This is a genomic window from Bacteroidia bacterium (assembly GCA_020852255.1).
Taxonomy (GTDB): domain Bacteria; phylum Bacteroidota; class Bacteroidia; order JADZBD01; family JADZBD01; genus JADZBD01.
This window is the reverse complement of the sequence record JADZBD010000003.1, coordinates 52,520-65,389: the sequence shown is the minus strand read 5'-3', so window position 1 is coordinate 65,389 and position 12,870 is coordinate 52,520. Positions and strand designations below refer to the sequence as shown.

At 45.0% G+C, this 12,870-nt stretch carries 6 protein-coding genes; all 6 read left to right on the top strand.

Annotated elements, in window-relative coordinates:
• Positions 1 to 586 precede the first annotated feature (586 nt).
• The 6 genes from IT233_03550 to IT233_03525 all read left to right on the top strand — a co-directional run bounded on the left by IT233_03550 (position 587) and on the right by IT233_03525 (position 12,858).
• Positions 587 to 4,738 carry a T9SS type A sorting domain-containing protein gene (locus IT233_03550; GenBank protein MCC7301697.1) on the top strand — a complete coding sequence of 1,384 codons (4,152 nt, stop codon included), beginning with the start codon at positions 587 to 589 and terminating at the stop codon, positions 4,736 to 4,738.
• Between the two features lie 53 nt (positions 4,739 to 4,791).
• Positions 4,792 to 5,736 carry a gliding motility-associated C-terminal domain-containing protein gene (locus tag IT233_03545; protein ID MCC7301696.1) on the top strand — a complete coding sequence of 315 codons (945 nt, stop codon included), beginning with the start codon at positions 4,792 to 4,794 and terminating at the stop codon, positions 5,734 to 5,736.
• A 1-nt stretch (position 5,737) separates the two neighbouring features.
• Complete coding sequence (locus IT233_03540) at positions 5,738 to 6,682, top strand: gliding motility-associated C-terminal domain-containing protein (GenBank protein ID MCC7301695.1); 945 nt, start codon at positions 5,738 to 5,740, stop codon at positions 6,680 to 6,682.
• Positions 6,683 to 7,034: 352 nt separating this feature from the next.
• A complete protein-coding gene (locus tag IT233_03535; protein MCC7301694.1) occupies positions 7,035 to 9,152 on the top strand; it encodes an OmpA family protein in 2,118 nt (705 codons plus the stop codon).
• Positions 9,153 to 9,356: 204 nt separating this feature from the next.
• Positions 9,357 to 11,591, top strand: a complete 2,235-nt coding sequence (locus IT233_03530) for an OmpA family protein (GenBank protein ID MCC7301693.1) — start codon at positions 9,357 to 9,359, stop codon at positions 11,589 to 11,591.
• A 46-nt stretch (positions 11,592 to 11,637) separates the two neighbouring features.
• Positions 11,638 to 12,858, top strand: coding sequence for a phosphoribosylformylglycinamidine cyclo-ligase (locus IT233_03525; GenBank protein MCC7301692.1), 1,221 nt, complete (start codon positions 11,638 to 11,640; stop codon positions 12,856 to 12,858).
• Positions 12,859 to 12,870: the final 12 nt, after the last annotated feature.

The following is a 12,870-nucleotide window of genomic DNA, read 5'->3' as shown; positions in this document are numbered from 1 at the left end:
TTTTGAATATTGATGTGTCCAATCCAGGGAGTAAAATGTCCGGGTATTCCCATCAGCGAAATACGCTATACATTTAGAAAATGAATCTTGTCTTAGCTTCCATGCCATAATTTTTTATATTTGTGTTGTTATTATTGTGTTCTTTAATTGTATATAATTATAATTCAGCCCCTTACGAGAGTCAGGCGCATTTTTTACTAAATAAGATTTTTTGAATTTTTAGGAGGAATGGTTCGACTTCGTTCCCGTTAGGGGTACAAAAACTTAATCATCGATCATAATCGATTGATTTTCAATTATAAATTTGCGACAAAATTCCTCGCTTTTAAAACAGGTCAACTTATTTCTCCTAGACACGCACATCAAAATGATTATGCGTGTCCATTCTTCCTCTTGCTTTTTAATCTCCTCAGTCATAAAGCATTACCCATCCTCCAGCAAAGCAGCTATGAAAAGTAAGGTGGGGAATCCAGGTGCGGAATTTTTTTAAAAACGAGGATACAAAAGGAATTTATAAGAACCGGCCTTGTTGCTCCGGAAGGAAAATAATACATTTACTACTACACCGCTCCAAATCTTTTCTCTTATGAAAAAGACCGTTCTCTCCTTCCTGCTTGCTTTCTGTGGATTTCTTGCAACCGCACAGGTTCTTACCCCTTGCGAACAGGCATTTTCACTAGGAAACTCTCCGGTTTGCATGGATAGTACATGGACGTATTCAGGTGAGCAGTGGTTTACTTTTGTTGCAGATTCTTCCTCATTAAATATTACTGTTCTTAATTCACCGGATACAACCGATGGCCATGCGCATACAATGGTTCTTTATGACGGAGTTTGCGGCAGTGAAATTCCAATTGCTTACGATTCACTATCTGGTCCTGCGGATAACTTTCTTCAAATTGACACAACTATTTTTGTTCCCGGAAACACTTATTTAATTCAAATTCTTTCGAATAAGGTAGGATGCGATAAGGGATGTGGGGAAAGTTTGGCAGGTTTTGAGATTTGTGTTCTTGCATCTTTGTGTAATGTAATAAACAACTTTTCTTTTCCATTTGTTTGTAACTATTGTCCAAATGAAAGTTTCGAATGGCTGGTTTCTTGCCCTACCACTACCGGGGAAATTAATCTTGCTTATAGATGGTTTCGCCCCACTGACGGCACACCCGATTTATATAATTCATGTGCGACAGCCCCCATTGTTGATGTCCCCCAAAATGGATTTCAATTTGCAAGAACAGGTAATGGAATGGCTGCGATTTATACATCCGCCTCAACACTAGACTACCGTGAATATACTGAAGTTCAATTATTGAATTCGCCATTAACTGCAGGATCATATTATGCAGAAATGTATGTGCTTTTGGATGATGCGTCACAATTTGCTACAAACCAAATGGGCATGTATTTCTCTCCATCTCCCGTTGTAAGTTGCTTTTTTAACGGACCTTATACTAATTTAACTCCTCAAGTCTCATACACTGGCCCCGTAATTACAAATACGGCAACTTGGACTAAAATTTCGGGGTGTTTTACGACCACGGGCGGGGAGCGTTATTTAATGATTGGGAATTTTAGAGACGACGCTAACACAACCATCTTCACGCGACCAGGATTTCATCCTACCGTAGGGGCATATTATTTTATGGACGATGTTGCCGTAATAAAACTTACAGCCAATGCAGGCCCCAATCAGACTATTGCGTGCGGAACATCAACAACGATAGGAGTAGTCCCGCCTTGTCCAATCCCCGGCGAAACATATTCCTGGGTTCCAAGTACAGGGCTAACTTGTCCTACTTGTTCAACCACTGTGGCTTCCCCAACAGTAACAACAACTTATACCCTCACAGTTACCGCCCCTGGCGGATGCACGGCTACATCAACAACTACTGTTTTTGTTTCTGGCCCAACGGTTACTTTTACAATTCCGGTCTCTGATAATACATGCGGTACATCAACGTATACAGCTAACGTAACGGGAGGCACAGCTCCATATACGTACTTGTGGACGACATCAGGTAACGGAACGATAGTCGGTCCGAATACAAATAATCAGGTTATTGTAAATTGGAATTTTTCTGCGACTGCCGGAACCGTGACATTGGTTGTTACTGATGCCAATGGGTGTACAACCACAGCCACAATTAATGTCGCTCCCTGTTGCATCAACCCTAATCAAAATGGCACAAATCATGTAACAATTTTCAATACTACCGCTTCAGCGTTTTTAGCAAGCGGTAATCCGAATATTCTCGGAACTATTTACGACAATAATTATGGGGCCGCCGGAAGCCTGTATATCAATGGGGTCTTTACGATTGACGCAAGTATGCAGTTCCGGCGTTCGACCATTAGAATGGGACCGAATGCCAGAATTGAGATTCCATCAGCATTTGGCACCACGCTGACAATTACCTCTACAAATATGAACGCAGGGTGTAATTATATGTGGGATGGGATTTTTATTCGAACCCAGAATTGCACTCTTATTGTAAATAATTCCGGGGCAGCGTTCACCCCGGCGGTAATGCGGGATGCTGATTCTCTGATTGTTTCTGACGACGGGGGGATTTTTCAGGTCGATGCCCTCGGAATTTTCTTCAATGATAATTACAAAAACGTGGTTGTTACACCACATACCACTTTTAACACAAGCTGGCTGCATACGGCAACCATGCAAAGAAGTACTGGCATGATCCCTCCCAGATTGGGTCAGACCTCCTTTATGGGTGTTGAACTTCGTGATGTTAGAGGAGGAATCAATATAGGTGATCCGGGAGCCACGTTCAGCGTTTGGGGGAACCTCTTCAACGAACTGGTGTTGGGTATTCGCAGCATTGGAAGCAATGCTACAATAATGAATAATGAATTCCGGAATATCCGGCAGCAGGTTTGTCCCGGAGGCTTCCCTCCACCACCGTGTCCTGTAACAGGTGTTGGAATTTGGGGGACAGGTAGTCCGGGTGGTAACCTGTTGCTGACAATAGGCGGTCTTGGAGCAAATGAAAAGAATTTCTTTACATTAAACACATCCAATGGGGTATTGATCGATGGTAAACCGACGAATATAGCGATCAGGGGGAATGATCTCACCCTGAACACTTTTCTTATCAGCAGTGCTGTTGGGGTGAATATTCAGAATGTTGGGGGGAGCAATATCCTGATTGAAAACAATAATTTTTTCAGATATAAGACCGGAATCTTTACAAGGTTTACCGGAGGGTCCAATCTTTCCATTCAGGGGAATAACATGGCTCATACAGGACCGCCCGTTTTCAACCGGGGCATTGTCTGTATGGATGCAATAAGTTTCTTTCCCCCACCTAACACAAATATCATTGGCAATACCATTCAGAACGTCGACCTTGGTATCCACGCCGTCAACATGTTTAATATAAACATTCGCGGAAATACTGTTAATTTTCTGCCCCCGATGAGTTCAACCGCCAACTTTTACGGCATTTGGGGGCAAGGACTTTTTAACGCTCAGATTAACGGGAATAACCAGATCAACCGAACCGCAGGACCGCCCCTTTCGATCACGAACTCAACCCGGTGGCTTGGTATCAGGGTTGATAACAGCCCCGGTATTTTAGTCGATAAAAACACTATTACCGATATGGGAACGGGAATTCATTGTTTCCAATCACTGACCAATTGTACCTTGGCATGCAATACGATGAATAGTTGCTGGTTTGGATTTAACTTTGTCGGTCCAGCCGATCCAAGCACGCAGATCTCGCCGAACATTGCAACTAAAAACGAATGGCTTTTTAATATAGATAACAAATTAACCGGGAGCGTTTCTCCTCCATTTGATTGGTATTACAATGGTGGAGCCAACTTTCTGCCGTTTCCTCAAAATATTCCTGCTTCTAATTATGCAACCGCATTGACTCCTCAGTTCACATCAAACACTTTCAACATTTGTCCGACTTTGCCATTCTTTGCTCAAGAAGATACAGCAGCGGTGATGCGGGAAAATCTTTTCGGAAAAATTGTAAGGAACGAAAAGAATTTTATTCAGGCTCCCGTCGAATTCAATTACTTTGACAAAAAATATGCTCACCGACATTTTAAAGACCACCCAAACTGGCTAACGCTGAATGTGCCTGTCGATACAACTTTCCAAAACTTCTTTGCCAGCACGGATAATTCCAATATAGGAGCTTTCTCTGATGTTCAGGATAATATCAATTCTGAAAATTTTAGCAGCGCATCAACCTTGAATGCCTCCATTAGTCCGGCTTGTACAATGGAACAAAACAGGCAGACGGTGAACAGTATTTATCTGAACACAGTGGCACAGGGCATATTATATTATTCCCCACAGGATTCGGCCCTGCTTCGCGATATTGCGGTTCAGAATCCTTTATACGGAGGCGACGCCGTTTATTCGGCCCGCGTGATGCTGGATATGATGGTCTTCACTGAAGACACAAGTAACAGCCAAAGGGAACAGCAGGCACAAGAGTATATTTCTCATGATGTTTCTGTGAGCAACCTTTACCCGAATCCGAACAATGGAGAAATGCAGATTGATTTTAGCGTTGGTGAGGGAATAGTTGAATTGAATATTTACGATTTGACGGGGCGAAAACTCTCTTCCTACACGCTCCAAGGCACAAACACCCTGAAAATAAATGAGTCGAAACTGAACAGAGGGATTTATACATACGAGATTCGAATGAACAGTGAAATAAAGAGTGTTGGAAAGTTTGTAGTCATTAAGTAAGAGCTGAATGGAGAAGTCCTGTACGTGTCCGCGTACAGGACTTTCATTTTAAGATGAAGGCACTTGTAATTATAAACGTATTTTTTTTTACCGGGGCAGCTCTGTTTGCTCAAAGTAATCTTGTTCCAAACTGGAGCTTTGAGGATACCGTTGCATGCCCTACCTCTGTTGGACAGCTTAACAACACAACATTTTGGTTTTCTGCTACCAATGGAACGCCCGATTATTACAATGAATGTGCAACTCTTATCTCGAACGCTAGTGTCCCTCAAAATGGATTTGGGTATCAATATGCTAAAACCGGGGTTGCTTACACTGGGGTACTAACTTATCAAGCGGGTGTAAACTCGCGTGAGTATATAGAGGCAAAACTAATTGACTCTTTAAGGCAGGGAAAAAAATATTGTGTCAGTTTTTATGTGAGTTTAGCTTCTGGGGCACCAATTGATGCCTTCCATGCCGTATTTTCCAATGACACAATATTTAGTGGTATCATAACAAATCTCTCGAATCCGCCGGACATTTCGAATCCTTCGGGGAATATGATTGCCGATACCACTGCTTGGGTGTTGATATCCGGAACATATATTTCAAGTGGTGGGGAAAACTACATTACCATTGGTAATTTTTATACAGATGCGAATTCAAATGCAGACACTTCAAATTCTATTCAATCATATTTTTATATTGACGATGTCTCTGTAATACTTTGTGAAGACACCATTGATCAGGATTTTTTCATCCCAACGGCCTTTTCCCCCAACGGCGACAACAATAATGATATCCTACATGTGAGAGGGCCTATAAGAGATATGGATTTCTATATCTACGACAGATGGGGGGAGTTAGTGTATCATAGTACAGATCCGCAACAGGGATGGGATGGCTCTTACGAGGAGCAAAAATTGAACTCTGCGGTATTTGTCTATTATTTCAAAGGAACGCTGCTTGATGGGACGGAAGTGACGGAGAAAGGGAATATTACTCTCTTCCGGTAAAATGCGAGTCCTCTTAATCATAAAAGTGGTTTTAACCGGGGCTACATTGAATGCTCAGACTAATCTTGTTCCCAATTGGAGTTTTGAGGATACGATCGCATGCCCAACGTCGGTAGGACAACTGAATAACACACCATATTGGTTTTCAGGGAATATAGGAACGCCAGATTATTTCAATGAGTGTGCGACCGTTCCTTCTCAAGCTGGTGTTCCTCAAAACGGCTTCGGATACCAATATGCCAGAACTGGCCAGACTTATGTAGGAGTATTAACGTATCAAGCGGGATTTAGCCCAAGGGAATACGTGGAGGTAAAACTTATAGATTCTCTGGAGCAGGGAAAAAGGTACTGTGTGAGTTTTTATGTAAGCTTAGGTGCCTCATCCGCTCCAATAGATGCATTTCATGCCGTTTTTTCACCAGACACAATATTTGGCAGTTTTCTCACTAATCTTCCAAATCAACCCGATGTTTCAAATCCATCTGGCAATTCAATTTCGGACACTGGTTCTTGGGTACTTATTTCGGGAACCTACATAGCAAGTGGCGGTGAGGCATACATCACTATTGGAAATTTTTATTCAGATGATAGCTCTAATGCAGACACTTCAAATTTTAATCAATCGTATTTTTACATTGACGATGTGTCTGTAATACTTTGTGAGGACACGAGCACTCAGGAATTCTTCATCCCGACCGCCTTTTCCCCCAATGGGGATAACAATAACGACGTCCTTCATGTACGGGGACCCATAAGAGAGATGGACTTTTATATTTATGATCGCTGGGGAGAGTTGGTGTATCACAGTACAAATCCTCTGGAGGGATGGGATGGTACTTACAAAGGGCAAAAACTGAATTCAGCGGTGTTTGTGTATTATTTCAAGGGGACTTTGCTTGATGGAACAGAGGTGACGGAAAAGGGAAATATCACGGTCTTCCGCTGAAGTCGTCGAGCAAGCGGACGAGTGAGCTAAGGGGCTTTATTAAGGTGCGGAATTCAGGCGCGGAAAGGTGTGCTTTTTGCCTTCTTTTGCCGGAAAATGCCCGGATTTCCCTGTGTTTGAATTGGGAAAGGCGCACTTAAAATCCTGTGGCCATTGCGGCCGTACGGGTTCAAGTCCCGTCCCGGGTACTCTACAAAAAGGTTGGGTTATTTCCTGACCTTTTTTTTGCTGCAAAACACGGCCTCCTCCCGGGCATTGTATCTTTCTCCCTGCCTTCCGTTATTACGTTGAATGCCGGCAATAAACCCTGTGTGCCATGGATCGCAGGGAAGTTCAACGTAATACCATCCAAATGAAAAATGTTATTCTGTTCCTGATGGGAACCTATGCGCTCTTTGCCGTAACTCCGGGCATGGCTTCCGGGAAAGCTGACCTTAAAAAAGCGGACCAGCTTTTTGCCAGCTGCGACTATCATAAGGCGATAGAATATTATAAGAAGGCTATGCCGGGAATAAAAAGGAAGTCAGACAAGGCGGCCTTGCTTTATAAAACGGCCGAGTGTTACCGACGGATTAATCAACCCAAACAGGCGGAAGTGTATTACCGCAAATGCATCGCCGCCGGTTATGCCGATCCCGAGGTTTGGTTATTCTCCGGACAATGCCGCATGGAACTGGGAAATTACAGCGGCGCGCTTGACGACTTTAAGAAGTACAAAGATTTTGTTCCCTCGGATCCCAGGGGTGAGCTGGGAATAAAAAGCTGTGAACTCGCTGTGCAATGGCTCTCAGCTCCCGGTCCGGAAAAAGTAGAGAATGTGCAGCAAATCAACACAGCGGGATGGGATTATGCGCCATCCTATGAAGGAAAAAAGTATAACGTACTCTATTTTACTTCCACACGACCGGGAACCAGGGGAGAACGTACGGATGACGGAGTGGGCGAGGGCTTCGCAGATATTTTTGAAACCAGGGTGGATAAGAATGGGAAATGGAGTACTCCGGTACCATTGCCGGAGCAGGTGAATACGGAAGGGAACGACGGAGTGGGACGAATGACGCGCAAAGGAAATGCCATGTACCTGACCCGCTGTGGTTACCAGCGAAATAAGCACCTGTATTGCCAGATCCTGTATTCCCAGAAAAAGGGAAACACCTGGACCGAACCTTCCGTCTTACCCTTTCATACGGATTCGTTTAACTACGGACATCCTGCCCCCGACCCTCAGGAATCTTTTTTGGTGTTTGCAAGTGATAAACCCGGCGGCTATGGAGGACTTGATCTCTGGCTTACACGGTTCGACAAAAAAGCGAACAGATGGTCTGATCCGGAAAATCTCGGACCAGGTGTGAATACACCGGGAGATGAAGTATATCCTTTCCTCCACGACGACGGATCACTTTTTTTCTCATCCAACGGACATCCCGGAATGGGTGGACTGGATCTGTTCAAAGCTTCCCCTTCGGGATCCTTTCGCTGGGCTAACCCTGAAAATCTGAAAAGTCCAATGAATTCTCCGGCAGATGATTTTGGGATCATTTTCGAAGGCAAACAGTACAAGGGATATCTTACCAGCTCCCGGAGCGGCGGTAAAGGAGGAGATGATATTTATTCATTCAGGAGCGATCCGCTGATTTTTGAACTTGACGGATTTGTATGGGACAGAGAATTTCTTGCCAAAGGGATAAAGGTACCGGTGAAAGGTGCACTGGTACGGCTGCTGAGCTCAAACGGTAAAATCTCGGAACTCAGAACGAATGAAAATGGCTATTTCTTTTTTAAAGAACTGGAAACCGGGCTGCATTATGTGGTGCAGACCAGGGGAGAAGACCGGCAATGGGATGGAGATAAACTGCGCTTTTTCGGGAAAGATCAATCGAAGTTCAGCACGGCAGAACTGGAAAAATCTTCCCGCTTCCACCAGGAGCTTTCCTTGTTGCGGGAAGAAGAGATTATGCACCTGCCTCAGATATTATATGATGTGAATGAACATTCACTGAATCATCCGAGTAACCCGCGCGACTCATTGGAATACCTTTACAAAATACTGATGGAGAGCCCGGCAATCATTATCGAATTGGCGTCACATACCGATTACAGGAATTCCCATCAGCAGAACGATTCACTTTCCTACCGGCGTGCACGTGAAGTGGTTCTCTATATGATCAGCAAAGGAATTCCGGCAGGAAGGATGAAGGCCAAAGGATATGGTGAGCGTAAACCACTTCAGCTTACTGAGGATCTGAAACTGCCTGGCGGCAAGATCCTTCCCAAAGGCACGGTACTTACCGAAACGCTCATTCGTACATACCCGGCCGGAAGCCCGGATTTTGAGTTGCTGAACCAGATGAATCGCCGTACCGACTTCAGGATTATAGGCAAAAACTTCGAGGAGAAGGCAGGAGATATGGGAACCGGGGACCCCTTTCCCGAAATAGAGCTGGAGAAGGAAGAAGAAGAGGAAAGATAATCAAAATATAATAGACTGATATTCAGGGGTTTGCCACTCTTTCAGGCAAATTCCCTGAATACCGTTTTTTAAGAGACAAAGCCCGTTTTTTCTTCGCTTAAACAGTGTTTTAAAAAAACCAACAATGGTTTTACAGTTGTCGGGAAATCACTATTTTAGCACCCACTTAAAATCGTCATAAACGTTAACAATCACCTTATGAGCATGAAAAACATCCGGGCCGCAGCGATCGTTCTCTTCCTTTCGGCTTCTGTGAGCCTTTTTGCACAGAAGAATTTCTACCGCGACGCCGAGAAAGCATTCAACAGCCATGAATATTTTACGGCCATTGAACTATATAAGAAGGCACTCTCTAAAGCAGGAAAAGCGAAGAAGGCAGAGATCCTTTTCAAGACGGCGGAGTGTTACCGGATGATCAACGATATGAAGCAGGCCGAAACGTATTATGGAAAGGCCATCAAAGCAAAGTATTCAGACCCGATCGCAATCCTGTACTATGCAGATGCCAAGAAGATTCAGGAGAAATATGCAGAGGCCATTGCCGAATACAACAATTACAAAAAGGAAGTTCCCTCCGATAAGAGAGGAGAAGACGGCGCAAAATCCTGCGAACTTGCTCAAAAGTGGAAAGATAATCCCACCCGTCACAAAGTGGAAAACGTGCAGCAGATCAATACAAAAGACTGGGATTACGCACCGGCCTATGCCGACAAGAAATACACCACGCTCTATATCTCCTCCACCCGCGACGGTGCAACCGGCGGTGTAACAGATGGAGGTGTAGGACAACTTTTCGCTGATATTTTTGAAACCAAGGTAGATAAGAACGGAAAGTGGAGTGCTCCCGCACCTCTTCCTGCTCCGCTGAATTCAAAATTCAATGAGGCGGCCTGTTTGATGAACAAGAAGCAGAATACAATGTATTTTACCCGCTGCGGAAATGAGAAGAACAAACATGTGAAGTGTCAGATCTACCGTGTGGCAAAAAAGGGAAATAACTGGGATGAGCCACAGCTTCTTCCGTTCAACATTGACACCAGCAACTTCGGCCACCCGGCTGTTGATAAAGACGAAACCATCATGATTTTCGCATCTGATATGCAGGGCGGTTTCGGCGGACTGGATCTTTGGATCTCCAAGTTCGACAAGAAAGCAAAAGAATGGGGTACACCCGTAAACCTGGGCCCTACCATCAATACACAGGGCGATGAGCTCTATCCGAGCATTCACGAAAACGGCGCACTGTATTTTTCATCTAACGGCCACCTTGGAATGGGTGGGCTGGATCTTTTTAAAGCGGATAACAAGGGCGATGCCAAATACGACAACGTAACCAATTTAAAATACCCGCTTAATTCTGCCGGTGATGACTTTGCGATCATCTTCGAAGGGAAGAGAGAAGATAAGGGCTACTTCACCTCTAACCGGATCGGCGGAAAGGGCGGTGATGATATTTATTCCTTCAGTCTCCCCCCCGTACTTTTTACACTTAGCGGAGTGTGCGTTGAGAAGGAAAGCCGTAAGCCCATTGAGAACGCCACGGTTACACTCATCGGTTCCGATGGCACCAAGTTTGAGCTGAAAACTGATAAAACAGGATTCTATAAATATGATATAAACGGAAATGCCCGTTACATCAATGCCCAGACGTCCTATGTGGTAGGCGCCTCCGGAATCGACATTAAAACGCAGGATGCACCCGACGGATACCTGGGTAATCCCAAAGGAAAACTTACCACCGTAGGAGTGGAAAAGGCGACCGATTTCAAGCAGGATTTTGAACTTCTTCTCGTGAAGAAGGAGATCCGCATGCCTTTGGTTCTGTTCAACCTCGACAAATATGACCTCCTGCACCCATCTAACCCCAAAGACTCTCTGGAGTTCCTGTATAAAGTTTTGGTGGAGAATCCAACCATCACTGTAGAGTTAGGTGCTCATACGGATTACCGCTCTGCTGCAGACTATAACCAGAAACTTTCCTTTAACCGGGCGAAAACCTGTGTGGAATACATTATTTCCAAAGGTGTAGCCGGCGATCGCATCACGGCGAAAGGATACGGAGAGTCTAAACCGAAAACACTGGATACCACCATTACCCTGCCTTCCGGAAAAACAGTTCCAAAAGGAACCGTGCTTACAGAGCAGGTTTGTAATAAGTATAAAGCAGATAAGAAGGATTTTGAATACATCATGCAGATCAACCGTCGTGTGGTATTCTCCATCCTCCGTAAGGATTATAAACCTAAGGATGGCGGTGTGAACGAAAATCCATTCCCGGAGATCCAACTCAATGACTCAGATTCAGAGGGAGGTGATGAGGACGGCGATTCCAACATTGGTGACACGAAAAATGAGAAGAAAGGGGAGGTACCCAATACTCCGCCAAAGGATACTCCGCCCAATAACACAACCACTCCCAATAAACCCAAAATGCAATAAAGGAGACAGCCCGGTGAAAATCGGGCTGCTTCGTTTTTAGACGGATATGAGTGATCAGAAATACCGGACACGGGGCGTTTCCGCAGGCAAAGAAGATGTTCACAATGCAATTCGTGGAATAGACAAGGGTCTCTTCCCGAAAGCATTCTGCAAAATAGTTCCCGACCTGCTTGGGAACAGCCCCGAACACTGCGTAGTGATGCACGCAGACGGGGCAGGAACAAAGTCATCGCTGGCATACGCCTACTGGAAAGAGACCGGCGACCTGCGGGTTTGGAAAGGCATAGCTCAGGATGCCGTTGTGATGAATACGGATGATCTTCTTTGCGTTGGAGCCTACACTCATATACTGCTCTCTTCCACCATCGGACGCAACAAAAGACTCATTCCCGGTGAGGTGATAGCTGCTATTATTAACGGAACGGAGGAAGTGCTGGAGATGCTGCGATCCTACGGAATGGATATCCGCTCTACCGGCGGAGAAACGGCCGATGTGGGCGACCTCGTGCGTACGCTGATCGTTGACAGCACCGTTGCCTGCCGTATGAAACGGAGCAGTGTGATTGATAACAGAAATATTAAAGCAGGTCAGGTGATCGTAGGACTGGCTTCCTTCGGAAAAACTTCCTACGAGGAAGAGTACAATGGCGGAATGGGTTCAAACGGACTAACCTCCGCACGGCACGATGTTTTCTCTGCAATGATGAAGGAGAAATTCCCCGAAACGTACGATGCTGCCATCCCTCCGGAACTAGCCTATTGCGGTAGCCGGTGGCTTACCGATGCAGTGGAAATTGAGAAAGGGCGATTCCATGAAGCATGTACAATGAACGCCGCCCAGCTTGTGTTGTCACCAACGCGCACCTACGCTCCGGTGATTATTCCCGTGCTGCAGGAATTCGGTCCTGCCATTAAGGGCCTTGTGCATTGCAGCGGCGGCGCACAAACCAAAGTGCTGCACTTTGCTGAGAATGTTCGCATTATTAAAGATAATTTGTTCGAAGTGCCCCCGCTCTTTCAGATGATCCGGAATGAAAGCAATACCGGATGGGAAGAAATGTATAAAGTGTTCAATATGGGACACCGCATGGAAATATATACCGATGAGCGTACGGCAGACCAGATCATTGCAGTGGCTGAGCAGTTCAGAATGGAGGCTAAAATTATCGGAAGAGTAGAGGCTCAGCCGGGAGGAAGTACAGGGGAGAGCCGGAGCAGTGTTACTATCGGGAACGACAAAGGGGAATTTGTGTATAAAGGCATGTAATGCGTTGATTCT

Excerpts from the sequence above, each read along its gene's own strand:
- IT233_03550 (MCC7301697.1), top strand. The coding sequence starts at position 587 with ATGAAAAAGACCGTTCTCTCCTTCCTGCTTGCTTTCTGTGGATTTCTT.
- IT233_03545 (MCC7301696.1), top strand. The coding sequence starts at position 4,792 with ATGAAGGCACTTGTAATTATAAACGTATTTTTTTTTACCGGGGCAGCT.
- IT233_03540 (MCC7301695.1), top strand. The coding sequence starts at position 5,738 with ATGCGAGTCCTCTTAATCATAAAAGTGGTTTTAACCGGGGCTACATTG.
- IT233_03535 (MCC7301694.1), top strand. The coding sequence starts at position 7,035 with ATGAAAAATGTTATTCTGTTCCTGATGGGAACCTATGCGCTCTTTGCC.
- IT233_03530 (MCC7301693.1), top strand. The coding sequence starts at position 9,357 with ATGAAAAACATCCGGGCCGCAGCGATCGTTCTCTTCCTTTCGGCTTCT.
- IT233_03525 (MCC7301692.1), top strand. The coding sequence starts at position 11,638 with ATGAGTGATCAGAAATACCGGACACGGGGCGTTTCCGCAGGCAAAGAA.